The organism is Gracilibacillus sp. JCM 18860 (assembly GCF_055395245.1).
On sequence record NZ_AP043868.1, the window covers coordinates 1,763,976 to 1,782,950 of the forward strand.

Annotated in this window: 20 protein-coding genes, 2 pseudogenes and 1 riboswitch; of the genes and pseudogenes, 6 read left to right on the forward strand and 16 right to left on the reverse strand. The window is 37.2% G+C overall.

All coding sequences use genetic code 11. The features are described from left to right. Positions 1–211: 211 nt before the first annotated feature. A complete protein-coding gene (locus tag ACZ5R4_RS09015; RefSeq protein WP_109985861.1) occupies positions 212–652 on the reverse strand; it encodes a carboxymuconolactone decarboxylase family protein in 441 nt (146 codons plus the stop codon). A gap of 320 nt (positions 653–972) precedes the next feature. Between ACZ5R4_RS09015 and ACZ5R4_RS09020 the strand changes: the two genes are divergently transcribed. Beyond that, complete coding sequence (locus ACZ5R4_RS09020; RefSeq protein WP_054860883.1) at positions 973–1,533, forward strand: TetR family transcriptional regulator; 561 nt, start codon at positions 973–975, stop codon at positions 1,531–1,533. A 125-nt stretch (positions 1,534–1,658) separates the two neighbouring features. Beyond that, positions 1,659–1,736, forward strand: coding sequence for a hypothetical protein (locus tag ACZ5R4_RS09025; protein WP_464368479.1), 78 nt, complete (start codon positions 1,659–1,661; stop codon positions 1,734–1,736). A gap of 263 nt (positions 1,737–1,999) precedes the next feature. Here the strand turns inward: ACZ5R4_RS09025 and ACZ5R4_RS09030 are convergent, their stop codons facing one another. The 3 genes and pseudogenes from ACZ5R4_RS09030 to ACZ5R4_RS09040 form a co-directional block, all read right to left on the reverse strand. After that, entirely contained in the window at positions 2,000–2,350 is a 351-nt protein-coding gene (locus ACZ5R4_RS09030; RefSeq protein WP_464368480.1) for a conjugal transfer protein, read from the reverse strand. A gap of 213 nt (positions 2,351–2,563) precedes the next feature. Further along, positions 2,564–3,278: pseudogene (locus tag ACZ5R4_RS09035) on the reverse strand (SDR family oxidoreductase); the annotation flags it as partial. A gap of 10 nt (positions 3,279–3,288) precedes the next feature. Beyond that, positions 3,289–4,005, reverse strand: coding sequence for a DNA alkylation repair protein (locus tag ACZ5R4_RS09040; RefSeq protein ID WP_054860881.1), 717 nt, complete (start codon positions 4,003–4,005; stop codon positions 3,289–3,291). A gap of 422 nt (positions 4,006–4,427) precedes the next feature. Here ACZ5R4_RS09040 and ACZ5R4_RS09045 point away from each other — a divergent pair, with 422 nt between their 5' ends. Continuing rightward, positions 4,428–4,613 carry a hypothetical protein gene (locus ACZ5R4_RS09045; protein ID WP_464368379.1) on the forward strand — a complete coding sequence of 62 codons (186 nt, stop codon included), beginning with the start codon at positions 4,428–4,430 and terminating at the stop codon, positions 4,611–4,613. A gap of 201 nt (positions 4,614–4,814) precedes the next feature. Continuing rightward, positions 4,815–4,948: pseudogene (locus ACZ5R4_RS09050) on the forward strand (transposase); the annotation flags it as partial. Between the two features lie 243 nt (positions 4,949–5,191). On the opposite strand, the gene guaA reads toward ACZ5R4_RS09050, so the two are convergent. From guaA to ACZ5R4_RS09105, 11 genes are all read right to left on the reverse strand, one after another. Beyond that, positions 5,192–6,712 (reverse strand): glutamine-hydrolyzing GMP synthase, encoded by a 1,521-nt coding sequence (guaA, locus tag ACZ5R4_RS09055; protein WP_277679469.1) that lies wholly within the window; start codon positions 6,710–6,712, stop codon positions 5,192–5,194. Between the two features lie 125 nt (positions 6,713–6,837). Continuing rightward, a riboswitch (purine riboswitch) is annotated at positions 6,838–6,938 on the reverse strand. Between the two features lie 31 nt (positions 6,939–6,969). Beyond that, on the reverse strand, positions 6,970–9,180 hold the full coding sequence (locus ACZ5R4_RS09060) for a DUF4129 domain-containing transglutaminase family protein (protein ID WP_464368380.1): 2,211 nt from the start codon (positions 9,178–9,180) through the stop codon (positions 6,970–6,972). Continuing rightward, entirely contained in the window at positions 9,177–10,451 is a 1,275-nt protein-coding gene (locus ACZ5R4_RS09065; protein ID WP_464368381.1) for a DUF58 domain-containing protein, read from the reverse strand. Before ACZ5R4_RS09065 ends, ACZ5R4_RS09060 begins: the two co-directional genes overlap by 4 nt. Continuing rightward, positions 10,448–11,401, reverse strand: a complete 954-nt coding sequence (locus ACZ5R4_RS09070) for an AAA family ATPase (RefSeq protein WP_054860878.1) — start codon at positions 11,399–11,401, stop codon at positions 10,448–10,450. Before ACZ5R4_RS09070 ends, ACZ5R4_RS09065 begins: the two co-directional genes overlap by 4 nt. A gap of 118 nt (positions 11,402–11,519) precedes the next feature. Beyond that, positions 11,520–11,768, reverse strand: a complete 249-nt coding sequence (locus tag ACZ5R4_RS09075) for a hypothetical protein (RefSeq protein ID WP_464368382.1) — start codon at positions 11,766–11,768, stop codon at positions 11,520–11,522. An 87-nt stretch (positions 11,769–11,855) separates the two neighbouring features. After that, the gene (locus tag ACZ5R4_RS09080; RefSeq protein ID WP_464368383.1) at positions 11,856–12,149 is read right to left on the reverse strand and encodes a hypothetical protein; all 294 of its coding nucleotides are present in this window, start codon (positions 12,147–12,149) and stop codon (positions 11,856–11,858) included. 99 nt (positions 12,150–12,248) lie between these two features. Next, on the reverse strand, positions 12,249–13,616 hold the full coding sequence (locus tag ACZ5R4_RS09085) for a TrkH family potassium uptake protein (protein ID WP_464368384.1): 1,368 nt from the start codon (positions 13,614–13,616) through the stop codon (positions 12,249–12,251). A 101-nt stretch (positions 13,617–13,717) separates the two neighbouring features. Continuing rightward, positions 13,718–14,398, reverse strand: a complete 681-nt coding sequence (locus tag ACZ5R4_RS09090) for a uracil-DNA glycosylase (protein ID WP_464368385.1) — start codon at positions 14,396–14,398, stop codon at positions 13,718–13,720. 5 nt (positions 14,399–14,403) lie between these two features. Next, a complete protein-coding gene (rbsK, locus tag ACZ5R4_RS09095; RefSeq protein WP_464368386.1) occupies positions 14,404–15,273 on the reverse strand; it encodes a ribokinase in 870 nt (289 codons plus the stop codon). 13 nt (positions 15,274–15,286) lie between these two features. Further along, complete coding sequence (locus ACZ5R4_RS09100) at positions 15,287–16,219, reverse strand: nucleoside hydrolase (protein WP_464368387.1); 933 nt, start codon at positions 16,217–16,219, stop codon at positions 15,287–15,289. 98 nt (positions 16,220–16,317) lie between these two features. After that, positions 16,318–16,641 carry a winged helix-turn-helix transcriptional regulator gene (locus ACZ5R4_RS09105; protein WP_054789253.1) on the reverse strand — a complete coding sequence of 108 codons (324 nt, stop codon included), beginning with the start codon at positions 16,639–16,641 and terminating at the stop codon, positions 16,318–16,320. A gap of 139 nt (positions 16,642–16,780) precedes the next feature. On the opposite strand from ACZ5R4_RS09105, the gene ACZ5R4_RS09110 reads away from it, so the two are divergent. Continuing rightward, on the forward strand, positions 16,781–17,311 hold the full coding sequence (locus ACZ5R4_RS09110; RefSeq protein WP_054860872.1) for a YceI family protein: 531 nt from the start codon (positions 16,781–16,783) through the stop codon (positions 17,309–17,311). 406 nt (positions 17,312–17,717) lie between these two features. Here ACZ5R4_RS09110 and ACZ5R4_RS09115 read toward each other — a convergent pair whose 3' ends face one another. Further along, positions 17,718–18,680: a LacI family DNA-binding transcriptional regulator gene (locus ACZ5R4_RS09115; protein ID WP_464368388.1), complete on the reverse strand. Its 963-nt coding sequence runs from the start codon at positions 18,678–18,680 to the stop codon at positions 17,718–17,720. A gap of 78 nt (positions 18,681–18,758) precedes the next feature. Between ACZ5R4_RS09115 and ACZ5R4_RS09120 the strand changes: the two genes are divergently transcribed. Further along, positions 18,759–18,929 (forward strand): hypothetical protein, encoded by a 171-nt coding sequence (locus ACZ5R4_RS09120; RefSeq protein ID WP_181397693.1) that lies wholly within the window; start codon positions 18,759–18,761, stop codon positions 18,927–18,929. Positions 18,930–18,975 lie beyond the last annotated feature (46 nt).

Consider the following 18,975-nt stretch of genomic DNA (forward strand, 5'->3'; position numbering starts at 1 on the left):
TTACCAAGGATTTTAGGACATCTCTTATTACTCCGACTCCAAGTTTACAGGTGACGCCAAAACATTTCTATACCAACGTTTTTCGCACCTTCAAATTGTTTTGGCGGGGATTCTGACGGAACTTATTTTTATCTCCTTTAAGGAAAAAGTGTTAAAATTTTAAAATGGCAATTATTATTGGTCGCTTTCATATGTTAATCATTATTGCCATTTATTCACTAGCTTGATTGCCCATGGAAATAGATAGCCTATTCCACATATTAATCTGATTAATAATCATCACTAAATCTACATATTCTTTTTCATCATAATGCTCTCTCACTTGGTCATACAACTCATCACTGACGCCTTTTTCCGAAATTAAAGTCATATTTTCCGCTAAATGTAGTGCCACTTTCTCTTTTGGGCTATAAATATCACTTGCATTCCAATTTTTTAATTGAACAAGCTGGTCATTTGTTACTTTTAACTTTTTTGCCCCTTTTGTATGCATGTTTATACAATAAGAGCAACCATTAATTTGTGATACTCTTAACTTGATTAGTTCCGCAAATTTTTTATCAATGACTGCTTTTCTAACATATCGCTCCAACCCCATTACTTTTTCTAAAGCATTGGGTGCCACTTTGAAATAGTTAAATCTATTTTTCATATTCATAAACCCTGCTGCTTTTACAATACCTTTATTAACAAGCTTGCTCATGTTATCTCTCCTCATATAATTTTAAACTATTTTATTGATTAAGCCACTGTAGCAAATTTGAAGAAATCGTATTCATCAATAATAATCATTGCCATATTCACAATAATCAAGAAAGAATAATACATGAACTTTACTTAGCAAGATTGTTTAGAGTGCCACACTTGTTGCACTTATATTTATATTGTATTGTAGTGATAACCTAATATCAATAGAATGACAACAAATACTACAAATCACTACGATATGTTGTACTAGGAGGAGATAGACTTATGATATATTCAACTGATAATCCGATCGCAATACAATCTCAAAAATGGTTAGTAGCTGCTCTACTAGATTTGATGAAAGAAAAACCCTATGACAAAATTTCGATTAAGGAAATTGCTGAAAAGGCTGATTTAGACAGGAGTACTTTTTATAGAAATTTTAAGTCAAAAGAGAATGTCCTAAATTTATATTTAAACGAGTTAGCAGAGGAGTATGTAAACAACCTTGTTGAAGCAGGTGAAATCGATATGAGGAAGGTATCAAAGATATTTCTAGAATTGATGTATGAACATATTGACTTCATTTCTGCCCTCAGAAAAAATGGGCTATCTGGTTTTCTGTTAGATGCTTTTAATAAGTATTTACCTTATATTCATAAACTCACTCAAGACAAATTTCCTCATACAATTAGTGAAGAACACTTAGAATTTGCGTTAGCATTTAATGCAGGAGGCATGTGGAATATGCTTATGAAATGGATTGATGAAGATTTTGTCCATTCTTATACAGATATAGTAAAAGCATTTTACGAAATAAGTAATTTTAACTTTGTCAAAAAATAAAAATATGGTGGTGGAGCAAAGGGTCATACTTTTTTAAGTTTTTTAATCATCACATTTATATATTTTCTAACGTGAGGAGTATCATTATCCTACTAAGTTAATATAAATTATTATCTGATCGTGATATTTCTCTTACTCAACTCTATGTTAAAACGGGTATTCGCTTAGCTACATTGAGCGAACTTGCAAATGGAAAAAGGTAGCGAATTCAGTTTGAACATTTTAGAAAAAATTGTTCAGGCACTTGATATTGAAGATATGAATGAAGTTTTTCTATTGTTGAAGATGATGAAAACGATGATATAAAGTAATTCACTTCAAGACTTGACAATTAATACATGAATTTTAATGGAGTAATATATTTATTGATAACTAATCATTATTAAACACCACGACTTAATCAACCAGTAAGAACAAGTCGTGGTGTTTAAATTTTTATTCTACAATCATCCAATTTATATCTTTTCTAATGTGAGTAATATTGTGAAAACTGTGTTGCTATTGTTGCTTCATCAATATATTTAACAGTCACCCATACTTTTATTCGATAATCTACTGTCCGAAATACTGGATGGACTAGCTCTGAAAATAAATAATCCTTACCTATTGGTGGTAAGGCATTTTCACATAATAGGCAAAAAAATGTTTCCAAAAACTCTGTCACTTTTTGCACGGTATTGGAATCAACTGTTCCATTACTTTCAGGTTGTTGTGGCTCATAATCTGATTTATTCGGTATGCCCCAAAAGATAGGGTTTTGTGTAATTACTATATTTGGAGCTTTCTTTATTGAACAAAAAAGTGGTTTGACCGATATATTAGCACGTGTGCCTAACTATGGAATTATGGATGTTAAGCAAAGAGTACTTGAATTTTTATTGTCATTAGAGACTATGGAGAATGAGGCAAATAAGTCTAGGATAAAAAAGTATTGAAAAGATTAATGTTGATTGGAAAACACTTTATACGAAGTTTACTAACAAGCTCAAGTCTTTAGGTGCAAATGAGGAAATAAAAGTATTTGAAAATGTTTGTCTTGTTCGGAAATGATGAAATGCGGTTCGCGGGCAAGTGCATCTCTCCAGTTTGCTTCGGTTACGCCGTATTCCTCCAGCACGATTTCGGAGCACAGCCAGCCTAGCAATATGGATAGGGCAGTTCCTTGGTAAGAGGCGAGTTCAAGTGCCAAAGACTTGGTCATTCGGATGACTGAGTTCTTTGCCAAATCGTAGAATAACGACAGCCGGTAGTTTGTTTCATTATAGGCTTTCGTGCCGTCCGTGACTTCAACAACGAGCCCGTTGGGGTTGCGGATAAGTAGCGGAGCACGTAGTGACTTGTAATGATATGGGTGTCTATGGCCAGGTTCAGCATACGCAACCCGTTTTCTAAAGAGTGTTCCCAAACTGGAACATTCCACTCCACCATATATTCGCCACCCCAGATATCGTTGACCAAAATATCCAGTTGACCATGCTCGTGTTCAATTGGTGCGATTAACTCCTGAACCTGAATAGGTGCGAGGTGATCGACTTGCATCGCAATTCTGTGCTACCCGCCTGATCAACCAGTTCAGCAGTTTCTTCAATCGTTTCCGGCCGGTTGTATTCAGATCGCCTCGTCCGTGTAGTACTTCTGGTGACGTAGACCGTTGCACCTGCTGCACCGAATTCAATAGCGATCCCTCTGACTGCGCCCCGAGTTCCTCCGGCTACCAAAGCCACTTTCCCTGATAGAGGCTTCATCATTGACTACCTACTTCTCTTTCTTCTTTAAAGTTAAGTAGTAGTCCCTTGTACTTTTATCAAACTTTTCTATAGCGTATCTCAAGGTGACTCTGGGCATGGTGTGAGCGTGTTTATTTAAGAAAGATTTCAGCCTGTCTTCGTCTTTCTTGCCAGCTTCACGAATAAAGCTGCCCACCGCCTTGTTGATTAAATCTTCAGGATCATGTACCAGAATCTCAGCGATAGCAAATGTATCCTCCGTATTGCCGTTTTTGATAAAGCTATATGTGCTTACCATCGCTGTTCTACGTTCCCAAATATTAGAGGAGTGTGCCATTTCGTATAGTTTATCCTTTGGTTTATCCAGCAAATAAGTCCCGATTACAGAAGGAGCGGCACGATCAACGAAATCCCAATTGTTGATTCGATCATGCCTTCGAATATACAGATCGTACAAAGCTTGCCTGTTTTCCTCCGGGAGTTTCTTGGTTTTGGCCTGAAAATCCATAATGCTCACGGCGCCCATTCTCACTTCATAATAATCGCTTTCTAGAAGCCGTTCGACTTCTGTTAAAGGCATATCCGTAAATTGTTTAGCAATTTGGAATACCGTACGCATGTTAAGACCTAAGCACTTCGTATTTTCATCTGAACCTTTAAAAAACCTTTTCATTTTTTCGATTCCCGCTTCATTTTGGTATTGCTGCAACTCATGTATAAAGCGTTCAGAGGTATGAGTATCCATGAATACAAAACTCCTTTCGGTTGTTAGGATAAAAAAAGTATAGCATACTAACGATTCACATATTTCTTCTGAATTGCTGCAAGCAAGTAATCACTCTTTAGATAAATAACGAACAACGAGCCATCAACTGCTGCTTGATTTACTCAGGCTGTTCTGTTTCCACAATAACACGCTTGTACAATGACGAAGGGGCCAATCCGACTGGTCAAGACCGAATCTCATTTCGAGTAAGCCATGAAGGTACTTTTTCCCTTATGGAAGAAAGTCCTGTCTTATAAAAATGTGGGAAAACACAACCATTAATTTTTGATGATTCGTTTATTCAAGATTTTAGACAGAAAAGTTTGGCCAATGGTAAAAGGTATGGAATATTAATCGTTACTGGAATTGTGACTATTATATTAAGTTATGGGATATCTTTTTTGACTAACGACACATGCCATGCAGACAGTGATCCCCTCTTAGTACTAATGCCTCTAACATGGGCATTTGCTGTATACTTGTTCATTATTGCAGGGTCGTTAATGGAGAGCGAACGATTGGTTACTAATAATGAAGAATATGGAAAGATGAGAAATCGAGCAAACATGGCTGAATTCATGCGGTAATTTGGCCATTGGCGACTGTTATTTTTCTGGAAATCGGTCTTATTTGGAATGTCCGGCATCCTGGTTGGTTAGTGTTTCAGGTTGCTGCCGTTTTTACAACCGCTTATAGGGTCTGGAAAAGATTGAATCAAAACCACCCGTGGTAATGAACTGCACCCTAATTGTTAGTCACAAATCTAATAGTTGGAGGTGTAGCTCCTTTTGGCCAAATTCACGGAAGATGAAAAAATACAAGTAGTTATTCGTTATCAAAATGGAACAGAAGGTGTAAAGTCAATAGCTAAATCACCGGGGATTGACTATTCATTTTATTAAATTGGTTTAAACAATATAAATATCACGATAAATAGGCTTTCAAAACAAGCTATACATCCTACACATTCCACACTTTTAAAGTGGAAAATGCCTATTAAAAAAAGTTAAATGCCATAGTTCAAAACAAGGAAAAATCACCCAAAAATAATCCCTACCAAAATTTTCATTGGTAGGGAACCAAATATTTTAAATTGTTTTATCCATTTTAGCTTGGTTAAAATACTCTATAAATAGGCGTTTCCTCTTCAAATTAAATTAGCGTCTTATTCCCACTCAATCGTCGCAGGTGGCTTACTTGTCACATCATAAAGCACACGATTGATATGATCTACTTCATTTACAAGACGCACTGAAATTTTCTCTAAAACATCCCATGGGATACGTGCCCAATCAGAAGTCATTCCATCGATGGAAGTGACAGCACGAATACCGATAGCATAATCATAGGTTCTTGCATCCCCCATTACACCAACACTACGGATGTCAGGTAAAACGGTGAAGTATTGCCAAATATCACGATCTAACCCCGCTTTTTTAATCTCTTCACGCAAAATAGCATCTGATTCGCGAACAATTTCTACCTTCTCAGGAGTAATTTCACCAAGAACGCGGATACCTAGGCCAGGCCCTGGGAATGGTTGACGCCACACAATTTCATCTGGGACACCTAATTCTGTCCCAAGTGCGCGTACTTCGTCCTTAAATAACGTGTTCAAAGGCTCAATTAATTGGAATTCCATTTCCTCTGGTAAACCACCGACATTGTGGTGAGATTTAATCGTTTGAGCTGTTTCCGTTCCGCTCTCTACAATATCCGTGTATAGGGTTCCTTGTGCTAAGAAATCCATGTTTTCTAGCTTAGCTGCTTCATCATCAAATACGTAGATAAACTCATTTCCAATAATCTTCCGTTTTTGCTCAGGATCTGAAACACCTTTTAGCTTATTCAAAAAGCGATCCTGTGCATCGACTTTAATAATATTCATATGGAACTGATCACGGAATGTTTCCATAACGGTATCTGCCTCATTTTTACGCAATAAACCATGATCTACAAAAATACAGGTTAATTGATCACCAATGGCTTTATGAATTAGAGCAGCAACAACAGAAGAATCCACTCCCCCACTTAATGCACATAAAACATTTCGGTCACCAACCTGCTCTCTGATCTTCTCTACTTCCATATCAATAAAGTTCGCCATTGTCCAATCCCCAGAACATTGACAAACATGAAAGACAAAAGTCTTAAGTAGGTCATTTCCATACTCTGTGTTACGTACTTCTGGGTGGAATTGAACTCCATAATATTGCTTATCCGTATTACTCATTGCAGCAACTGGAGTCGAAGCACTCGTTGCTTCGATTTTAAAATCTGCAGGTGCCTCAATGATCTTGTCACTATGGCTCATCCAAACCGTTTGCTCTTGTGGAGTACCTTCAAATAAGATGGAGTCGTCCTTTACATGAATGTCCGCTTTTCCATATTCACGTTGGTTCGCACGCTCTACTTTTCCACCAAAATGATGGGTCATTAACTGCATACCATAACAAATACCTAGGATAGGAATATTTAAGTCAAAAATACGTTCATCACAACGGAAGCTATTTTCTCCGTAAACACTGTGAGGTCCACCAGAAAGAATAATTCCTTTAGGATTCATTTGTTTAATTTCTTCCACAGTTAATCGATGGGAATGCAACTCACTATATACACCAAATTCACGGATTCGTCTTGTAATCAGTTGGTTATATTGACTACCAAAATCAAGCACTAAAATCATTTCATTGTTTATTTCCAAATTGTCCACTCCTTCAAGGTTTCTTCTATCTATGTTTACTACCCACTTCCAGATAGCAAAAAGAAAACTGCCCTTCTCTTATTGTCCTTATCAGAAAGGCAGATGCCACGACAGACCCTCACCTTCATAGTCTGAACATATTGGTGTTCAGGTAGAAACGTTTGGGCCATATTCCCAAACATATATGAAGGTCTAATCCTGTTAATTTATCTTATTCTATCAATGGTTGTATTCATTGGTCAAGCGATTATTTGATGAACAATGCGTTGGAAAAGATTCCTAAGTGTAGAGGAATCGACCTCTACCTGCCCATTTCTATATAAATATTGTTCATATAAAAGGGTTAAATCATACATATCACTTTTACCGATTGTTTCGTCTACCTCTTTAGCATATTGGCGAAGCGTTTGTCCTTTGTTACGATTAAAGCCTTTTTTAGCAAGTAACTTTAGCAAATAATGATAACATTCTTCGATATCCAGCTGCTCAGAAATTTTACGCCATTTCTTCTGTAAATACCAAGTTCTGATTTCTTGCCTTTTCCAATACGAAAACCCACCGAGTAAAACCATAAGGATGACACCAATAACTATCATCACTTTGATCGGCATATTAATACGACTAGATCGGGAGCTTCCTAAAGCTGATTCATCTTCTTCATTATCGGCTGGATCTGTTGCTTGCTGTTCCTGTTGCTCTTGTTGAGGATTTGTTTCTTCTATTCTTTGTTCCTCAGGATTAATTGAGTCCATATCCTCCGCTACCGTTTCTTGATAGAATTCAGTTGGATTGGTAAACCCACTCGTAGGCTCAAACGGTACCCAACCTACATTTGGAAAATACACTTCAACCCAGGAGTGAGCATTATTGTTTGTGATTTCATATAGCTTATAACCATTTGGTAAATCAGGCTGATTTGATTTGATTTCACCACCAGTGAACCCCTTTACCCACCTTGCAGGAATATCTAAGGTACGAAGCATGACTACCATGGAACTAGAGAAATTATCACAATATCCGACCATTGTTTCAAATAAGAACTGGTCCACATAGTCCTCCCCAGCCTCTGGTATGGAAACATCCTCTATCTGGTAGGTGTAGCCATTTTGCGAAAAATAGCGTTCAATTGCTTTTACTTTATCATATCGAGTCGGCTTATCTGTCGTTATCTCTTGAGCCAACGCACGAACACGATCAGGTAACGAGCTTGGTAGTTGTAAATATTTGTTTTGGATCGCAGACGGATCTTTATCACTGACTTGTTTTAATTGATCAATAGAAAAAGATGGATCTTCATATTGAACCGTATATGGCTGTGATCTGCCCTGCTGTTCACTTACTTCCATCTCCATCATCCCAGATTCTAGGTCCTGGAAAAGAAGAGCACTATAAGATGTCGTAACTTCCGCAGCACCATATGGAATAGGTACTTTATCTAAATTACTTTCCTTCGTATAAGTTACAGAAGCTTCTTCTTCCGTTGTATCTACTGCTTGTGGGGAAAAAGCTTGCCATTGGACAGCACCAGATTGCAATGGGTTATAATCAAGAGAAGAGGAACGCTCCCAGCCCTTTCCTGTATAGAGGTCCTTTGATTCAATTCTCCAATATAACCTTTCCTTCGATATGGCTTCAAAGACCGCTGTATCATCCTGAACGAACGATCCACCTAATTGTGAATCATTCTCTCCATAGCCTACCTTTTGAACCGTATTCCCGAATCCCACATGATTCGCTTGACTTTGAATAAACGGAACAGGATCGGGCCATTGTGGGGCCAACTTAGGTGCAAAAATACCTATGGATGCCGTTACTAGCACTCCTCCAATAATAGGAATGATCCATTTTAGAATACTGTATTTCTGTATCTCAACTTCTACTCCTTGCTCCCTAAATTTCATAAACCGACTTAGTCCAAGTGCAATAAACGAAATAGCAAACGTTCGGACAATGGCTATTTCCGCTTCATAGCTCGTGAAAGTATCTAAAACAGCTAAATACATAATGGTTAGTACAACAAATAAGAAAAACTTATTTGCAACTAAAAACCAATAATGCAACAAATAGCTCATTAACCAGAGAACCATTAGAAATAACAAGCTTCGAAAGAACGGGGTCATTAAATACCATTGACTATCCCATACTGCACTCAGGTTATAGGAAAGCTCTTGACTAATGAATTGTATTGACTCACTTGATAGAAAAATTCCCGGTAAGAAAAGATAATCAAGTATAAATAAAAGACTTAATCCTTTTATGATAAATTTCCACAAACCATTTTGGATGAAAAAGGATACCAAAAAGCACAGAGCAGCATATAGAACAAGTAATGGAATATGACCTGTATCAGTTACTTGCCCCAGCGGTCTCAGCCATTCCCAGAATAATAGAAATCCTGCAGTCATGATAAAGAACGAAGGTATTGATTTTTTCTCTTTAGCTATTCTCATAGAGATGCATTCACCTCCCATCGCACTTTTTTTAAGTCGTCCTCTGATAAGATTTGTACAGAAATTCGATGCATACGCAATGACTCTATTAATGATTGGTGAAAGGATGTATAGTCATTTTTGGAAATGATGGAATAGAGAGCTATCTGAAGGTCTTGTTTACTTTTTATCACTAAACTATCTACTAATTTTTGATCCAATTGACTAGTAATACATAATAATAACGACCCTTTTGGCAAATGTTTCAAGGAAGTTACTAGTTTACTAGTGAAAAGGGAATCTTTTTTGTCTGGATTTATCAATGCTAGATAATTTTGTATCACTGTTGGCTCGAATTTTACTTGTTGTTCCGTAAAATGCTTTTCGGCCTCTCCTAACATGTGAAAGGATACACTCTGCCCTTTTTTCCTCGTACTTACCAGAATAGATGCCGCAAGCTCCACCAATGCCTCAAATGACAATTGTTGCATACTAGACTTAAGCTCAGCACTTAGAACTATCGCCATATGAGCATCCTTTTCTTGTTCAAATTCCTTTGTCATAATTGAATTTTTTCTAGCGGTTGTTTTCCAATCAATCCAGGAAAACCTATCTCCTGGAATATACTCTCGAACACCTGATACGACATTTGCTTGCTTATGATCGTGTAGGAGGACAGGATTTGCCCCTGCCTCATTGCTGTCCATCCTTTGCTTCCATTCCAGGCTTCTAACAGCTGGATAGACGACTAAGCTATCCTCTATTTCCCATACATATTGGTTAGAAATTAACCCAAACGGATCACCTGTTTGAACATTTATAGAATGAAATGAATGCTGACCTCTCGGTAGATTTGCTACACGAAACGTCACTGTAAGTTTTCTTTTGAACAATGGAAATAATAATTTACGAAAGACTCTATTTTCTACATAAAATTGCTGATCATTTAAATATTTATATTTTTCCTGACCAATGTCCTGATAGTTTAATGTGGTAGGACTGTTTTCTTCTACCACAAGATAAAATAATGGAAAAGGAATTTTTCTTTCTAACGTAATTGTAATCAGTACAGAACCACCTGCTTGACCATACTTAGAGGATAGCACCCTGTTAACCCTCCATTTGTTAAATGGATAAAAGGGAATGGAAAGCATATAAATTAGGAGTGGTACGACACTATAAAATAAGAACCAACTAACAAAACCACCTTGAAACATAGCAAATGCGAAAAGAACACCACTCAATAGCAATAGTTGAATGATTTTCCGAATGCGGTGCATCGTTGATTTCATCCATGTACTTCCTTCCTAATTGGCACATCTATTTTTTTCAAAAGCTGTGTGATTAAATTTTGTTGAGTAATACCATCATAACGCGCCTCTGGCCGTAGTATTATCCGATGTGCCAACACATATGGTGCCAGAAATAAGATATCATCTGGAATTACATAATCTCTATTTTGGATAAAAGCATATGCTTTTGCAGCCTTCATTAAGGCTATCGAACCTCTTGGACTAACACCTAATTGCACATACTCATTTTCTCTCGTTTCAGAAACTAGTTGAACAATATAATGCTTTACCGTTTCATCAACATAAATATTATCTATAAATTGCTGTATCTCTATTAATTGACTTCGGTCAATTATTGGTACTAATTGATCAATAGGATGCTGCTGATCTGTACGATTGAGCATTTCTAGTTCATCCAATTCGTTCGGATAGCCCAAGCTAAGCTTCATAATAAAACGATCTAGCTGTGCTTCTGGCAGTGGATAGGTTCCTTCATAATCAATAGGGTTTTGGGTTGCCATGACAAAAAAAGGTTCGTTCAGTGGCTTGCTCACACCGTCTACAGTGACATTATTTTCTTCCATTGCTTCTAACAAGGCGGATTGCGTTTTAGGTGAGGTACGGTTGATTTCATCTGCTAATACGATATCACCGAAAATGGGACCTTTTCTAAACTCAAATATCATTTCCTTTGGATTATATATCGAAACACCTGTGACGTCAGATGGAAGTAAATCAGGTGTAAACTGGATTCGCTTAAACTCACAATTCAAGGATTTCGCCAACGCTCTTACAAGCATTGTCTTACCAACACCAGGAACATCCTCAATCAGTACATGACCGTTAGCTAGTAGTGCAACTAAACTCAATGCTGCCTCTCGCTCTTTTCCAATAATAACCTTTTGAATATTCTCTAATACCTCATTTATTTGTTTATGGTAATCTATCATCCTTTTGCCTCCAAATCTATCGCAAATCTAGTTATTATTATTCTAACCTCTCTACTTATAACTATACTATATAGCTAGCTATCCCGACCACCTATTGAATTATAAAAAACATAAAAAATCAGCGGTAGCATGTATGAAGTGCAATAGTCGGCAATAGCAAAAGAACGAGATAGAGTTCTTGTAAATTTATCTTATCCTGGCTATAACGGGCATTTTTAGTTGCTGTACCTTCCAAAATGGTTCTTACCCTAGCTATTACGACCATTTTGAGCACTGCTCCCTCCAAAATGGTTCTTACCCTAGCTATTACGACCATTTTGAGCACTGCTCCCTCCAAAATGGTTCTTATCCTGGCTATAACTGTCATTTTGAGCCACTGCTCCTTCCAAAATGGTTCTTACCCTAGCTATTACGACCATTTTGAGCCACTGCTCCCTCCAAAATGGTTCTTATCCTAGCTATTACGACCATTTTGAGCCACTGCTCCCTCCAAAATGGTTCTTATCCTAGCTATTACGACCATTTTGAGCACTGCTCCCTCCAAAATGGTTCTTATCCTAGCTATTACGACCATTTTGAGCACTGCTCCCTCCAAAATGGTTCTTATCCTAGCTATTACGACCATTTTGAGCACTGCTCCCTCCAAAATGGTTCTTATCCTAGCTATTACGACCATTTTGAGCACTGCTCCCTCCAAAATGGTTCTTATCCTAGCTATTACGACCATTTTGAGCACTGCTCCCTCCAAAATGGTTCTTATCCTTACGTTAGTCTAAATTGAACAGCCAAATGGCTCAGAATCGTGCTCTATTTCTCAACAAAAAAACCCCCAGTTCACACCGGGAGCTTAGCCAATTATAACTCGTTCTTTCGGGTAATGAAATTTGTCTTGACCTGCATCTCCTCTAATTAAAAATAGGAAGGAGAAAACTCCAATTCTACCGATAAACATCAAAGCCATAATTAGGAGCTTACCAAAATTAGATAGCTCGGGAGTAATGCCTAATGATAATCCGGTAGTCCCGAAGGCAGAAGTTACTTCGAATACAATCGCGATTAGGCAAAAATCCTCTGTGTATGTTAAGAGGACAACTGCTGTCACACAAAGCATCATGGCCGTTGTAATAACGATGAAAGACCTAAGCATGTCCTCTTGATGAATTTCACGACCAAAAACCTTTACACCAGAGTTACCTTTTGCATAATTCCAAATCGTAAGTAGCATGATCGCAAATGTCGTTGTTCGAATCCCCCCACCAACACTGCTCGGTGATGCACCAATGAACATTAAAGCACTAGTCATAACCAGTGTTGGCAATGTTAACTCTGACACATCCATTGTTGCCAATCCACCACTTCTAGAAGTGACAGATTGAAATAAACTATAGAAAAAGGATTCATGCCAGCTTTTATCCGCTAAAAAGGCATTTCTCTCAAGGAGTAAAAACAACAAACAACCGATAACTACAAGACTAAAAAAAGTAACACTTGTAATTTTCGTGAATAAAGAGAATTTATATCGATCGTGCCTATCCTCCATTTTTCCTTTTAATACTTCTTTTACTTCCACTAATACCGGAAAGCCTATTGCACCTAGAATGATAAGTACCATATTAATAAATTGAACAAAATAATCATTGGCATATGGAATGAGTGATGCACCTGTTATATCTAAGCCACCGTTTGTTGTTGCACTAATCGCACCGAAAACCCCGTGCAATAAAGCTTCCTGGAAAGTATCAAAATAGTTAAGAAAATGGATGGTTAAGATTATCGCACCAACTAACTCAATTAGTAACATTAACTTAAATATTTCGAGCATTAATTTTACCAATCCGGATAAGGTTTTACTATTTTGATCGGCCATAATTAATTTCCGGCTTTTGATGCCAATTTTTTTACCTAAAATAACCCAAATAAAAGTACCCATTGTCATAATACCAATTCCGCCAAGGTGTAAAATCACCGCTATCGCTACTTGGCCTAATGGGTTAAAGGTCTCGACAATAGAAACAGAAGTAAGACCCGTTACACTTACGGAAGTAACCGCCGTAAACATAGCATCAATAAAAGACAAGTGAACCCCATCCTCATGAAAGATAGGCATACTAATAATAATGATCGATACTATAACGGCTAATAAATAGTAGGTCACAATATGATGGATTGCTGACCAATTCTTAAAAATTCGATTAAAAAAAGTTTCATTTTTCATAATAGCGAACTCCTTGTATTCCTTACACTAGGCGTTAGTTTACCATAAATGGCTTTAATAATCATCTATTTCTATGAAAAATGAAACTTTATATGCTTGGATTAACTTAATGAAGGTATCTCCCAATCAATTCGTTGTTGTCCCGCTTTTTCAAGTAACTCGTTCGTCTGCGAAAAAGGTTGACTTCCAAAAAATCCTCGATGTGCGGATAATGGACTTGGATGCGGAGATTTTAGGACAAAGTGCTTTGACATATCGATTAGTGCTTGTTTCTTTTGTGCTGCCGCTCCCCAAAGGATATAAACAACCGGTGTATCTTTTTGATTTAGGCTTTTGATGACATTGTCGGTAAAAGTCTCCCAGCCTTGACCTTTATGAGAATGGGCTTGGCCAGCTCTTACGGTTAACACATTATTTAACAAAAGTACTCCTTCTACTGCCCATTTCTTTAAATATCCATGATTTGGAATGGGGCATCCAATATCATCAGCTAATTCTTTATATATATTTTTCAAAGAAGGTGGAATCGCAATACCCGGATTAACGGAAAAGCTTAGTCCATGTGCTTGATTTGGTCCATGGTAAGGGTCTTGTCCCAATATTACCACCTTTACTTTAGCAAAATCAGTGTAATGGAGGGCATTAAAAATATCATACATATTTGGATATATGGTGAATTTCTGATATTCTTCTTTTAAAAAACTTCGTAACCTCAAATAATAATCTTTTTGGAACTCATCATCAAGGACTTCTGCCCAATCATTTTTTAATATATTTGTCATTTTGATCAATCCTTATGTAAAAAATTGAATACTTGCTCTTTAGTTGGCATTCCACTTTGTGCACCGATCTTCTGAACCGAAAGAGCTGCAGCACCATTTGCAAAAATAATGGCATCTGTTACACTACGCCCTTCTGCTAACGCAACAGCTAGTGCTCCATTAAATGTATCCCCTGCACCTGTTGAATCCAGCACCTCTACATCATGAGCAGCGACATGCTTTGGCTGATTATCCTCCATATAAGAAACTCCTTGTTTTCCTTCGGTGATAATAAACCTCTCATCCAGTTGATTCTGGAATAATTGCTTTTTCTCTGTTTCATTAGGAGTAATATAGGTAGCCTGTTTCCAAGCTTTCTTAGATAACTTCATCGCTGGGGCTGGATTGACAATGACAGGTATATGGTGTTCAGCACAAATCTCCAAACAATACTCAATCGTTTGCTTCGGTATTTCGAATTGAAGTAAAACATAATCACTTTCAATGATAGCTTCCTTACACTTTTCCAAATAGGATGGGATGACATATTCGTTTGCTCCACCAATAATGATAATTCGGTTATCCTTTTCCGACAATACAATATTCGCCAAGCCTGTGGAAGTTCCTTTTTGTTTAGCAACATTTGTCACGTCCACATCCTCATTATGTAAATTAGTAAGAAGCTGTTCTCCAAAACTATCTTCTCCTACAAGCCCAATCATGTTGACATTAGCACCTAGTCTAGCCGCAGCAACAGCCTGATTCGCTCCTTTACCACCTGGACTTGTTTGGAATTGTGTCCCTCTGATCGTTTCCCCTTGTTCTGGGAATTTGTCGGTAGAAGTCACCAAGTCCATATTTATACTACCAATTACTGTGATCTTTGGCTTCTTCATCATTACTCTCTCCTCACTCTGCATAAGAAGCAATCGCATTGTAAAATAAGGACCAGAATTTTCCCTGATCTAAACCCTTCGCTACGTAAACATTAGGCTGCTTTCCTGTTACGCCATGTTTGTCAATGACGGTCATTCCATAAGAATATTCGCCTTTTGTTTCGATATCGACATGGACATGGTCAAAGGTAAAGATAGTTGGATCGATTAAATGAGCAACCGTGCACGCATCGTGAATTGGTCCCCCATCAAAGTCGAATTGATTTTTATATGCCTGGATAAAAAAGCTTAGTAGTTCTGATACGAATGTCGCTATCGTATGATTGATGGACTTTAGATCTGCTACTGTTTGTTTGGTAGCGAGAACCTGATGTGTCACATCCAATCCAAACATTTTTATTGGTATTCCGCTTTCAAAAACTACTTTTGCGGCCTCTGCATCCACATAAATATTAAACTCCGCAGCTGGTGTCCAATTACCAAATGTTCCACCGCCCATCAGGACAATTTCGCGAATATTACTTTTAATCCGTGGTTCTTTAATTAACGCTAGCGCAATATTTGTCAATGGACCTGTTGGAATAAGTGTAATTGGCTCATTTGTTGTTAACAATTTTTCAATAATAACATCCACTGCATGCTGATCAATAGCTGTTTTAGATGGATGCCGAGGGAGCTTTGGCCCATCTAGTCCTGTTTCTCCGTGAATTTCTTCTGCAATCACTGCTTTTTTCACTAACGGTCCAGTTGCACCCTGCGCAACTGGTACACTCTCTAGACTAATCATATCACACACCTTTAGGGCGTTCATTGTATTTTTTTCTACTTCTACGTTTCCGGCAACCGTTGTGATTGCTTCTAATTCTAATGGACTTATCCTCGAAGCTGCCAGAATAATCGCAATGGCATCATCATGGCCAGGGTCACAGTCTAATATTACTTTCATCCAAAAGCCTCCTCTATGTAAATAACAAAAGCGAAGAGCATCCTCTTCACTTTTGCATGTTTAATCACTTTGACTAGGGGTAGAGTTCTATAAAAACTTTATAGGATAGCCTTTAAGTCCATCCAAGCATCTGCCCATTGCTGAATACTATGAAGTACAGGCTCTAATGCATAACCTTTATCTGTAAGGGAATACTCAATTCTAACTGGGGTTTCGTCATATACGACGCGTTTGACAATTCCTTGTTTTTCAAGATCCTTCAGCCTTTCAGAAAGAACGCGCCCACTAATTCCAATCGATGACTCAATCTCTGAGAAGCGCTGAGATCCTTTTAATAATTGAAATATGATCAAACCCGTCCAACGTTTATTTAAAATATCTAATGCTGATTCAAATTTTGGACAAATCGTTTTATCAGTCATTCCTTTCACCTCTTTATCAGTAGTATACCAAAAAAAAGCACAGAAATAAAATAACTAAATTACTTGACGTAATCTAATTCTATTTGTATACTTACTTACATAAAGTAAGTTATTATATTTTTTTAGGAGGAATTTTAAAATGGCAAATGTAACGTTAGATAAAGTGCATAGTGGGATTCATTTTCAAGTAAAACATATGATGGTATCTAAAGCGAAAGGTGAATTCCATGATTTTGATGTGGATTTCAATGGAGACTTTGACAACCTTGAAGCGGCAAGTGTAAATGTAACCATTAAAGTAGCGTCTATTGATACCAACAACGAGGATCGTGATGGTCACCTAAAATCAGATGATTTCTTTAGCGCGGAAAGCTATCCTAACATAACTTTTTCAAGTAAATCTGTCAAAAAAATTAGTGACTCCGAGTTCGAAGTGACTGGTGATGTGACAATTAAAGATGCAACAAATGAAGAAACATTCGTTGTCGAGTATAATGGAAAAGCAAAGGATCCAATGAGTGGTAATATTGTTGCAGGTATTGATCTTGAAGGAAAGATTAACCGCGAAGATTATGGCTTAACCTACAATGCTCCACTAGAAACTGGGGGAGTCTTAATCGGTAAAGAAATCAAATTAAGCGGATCATTTGAGTTTGTTATAGCAGAATAATAATAGACGGTAACCCAGACTATTCCAGTCTGGGTTTTTATATGCTGCAAAAATGAGGGCCTCGCTCGCAAAATTATTATAGAAGTTGCAAAAATGAGAGCGCTAATCGCAAAAATAATATGAAAGTTGCAAAATTAAGAGCAGCACTCGCAAAAATAATATGAAAGTTGCAAAATTAAGAGCAGCACTCGCAAAAATAATATGAAAGTTGCAAAATTAAGAGCGCCACTCGCAAGAATATTATAGTAGTTGCAAAAATGAGAGCGCCACTCGCAAAAATAATATGAAAGTTGCAAAATTAAGAGCGCCACTCGCAAAAATAATCGGATAGTTGCAAAATTGAAAGAGCTACTTATAATGGTAGACCTGCATTAGCTTTCAAGATTCAAGCATGGTAGAAAGAACGTCATACCGTGTTCCTTTCAATCAAAGTTACCTCTAATTTTTCGTGCTTATTTTCCCTTTTTTCAATTACTTGTAAAAATAACTTTTCTCCCATTTCTACAATTGGAATCTCAAAGGTAGTTATATTCATCACCTTTGCGATGGGTTGATTATCAAAGCCAATAATAGCTAAATCATCTGGTACAGCTATTCCGTTGTGCTGACAGGCAGTAAGAATTCCAGCTGCTACGACATCGCTTGCTAGTAGAGCAGAAGGGGCATTTGATTGACTTATGATCATTTTTACCACCTTTTTCCCATCTTCAAAGTAATAGTTTTCCGTAAAAACGAATTCGTCCAAAAATGGAAGGTCCTTTTCTTTTAAGAAGTTTTGATAAGCCTTTGCTCGATAATAACTATTGGAACCTGTTTCTCGCCCAATACAGTAGCCAATTTGTCGATGACCTTTATCGTATAAATAATGGAGGGCCCTTGTAAAACTCTGATAATGATCCACATATACAGATTGTACGTAATCTATATCCGTAGCTTTTTCACAAACAACTAATGGGCCATATCCTGCATAAGGCTTTATTGTATTCCAATCCAAAATTCTGGAACAAATGATTATCCCATCAATTTGTTTGTGCTTCAGCATGTTTAACGCTTCTAGTTCTCGTTCTTTTTCATAATTAGTTTGAATTAATACAATATGATACTGATGTTGATAAGCCATTTTGGTGATCCCCTCGACCAATAAACCAAAATAAGGATTATTAGCAAATGGCACCACCACTCCGATTAATCGCGACTTTCCTTTACTAAGATGAACAGCCTTCATATTTATTTGATAGTTTGTCTTTTGAATTGCGTTTAATACTGCTCTTCTTTTCTCATCACTTACATAAGGATGATTATTTAATACTCTTGAAACGGTCGTTACAGATACGCCAGCTAGATTTGCTATATCACGAATATTTGCCATATTTTTCATCCTTTTTTAAAAAACTCTTGCTATGGAACGCGTTTCATCCTCTAAGATAATGGTAAGGAGGGTGTGTTCATGAATATTTTACTCGGTATCTTAGTTTGGTTAGCTATGTGTAGTAGTATTCTTATTCTAGCATCACTTGCCATTAAATTCGAAGGAGAACAACAAGAAAAGAAGTTAAAGGGCTATATTGGCTACATTGAAAAGGTGTATAACCGTAATGTTACAGATCAGAAAAAATAAAGGATCGATTCAGAAAAAAAAGACTAGACCACCGTATGTAGTGCAT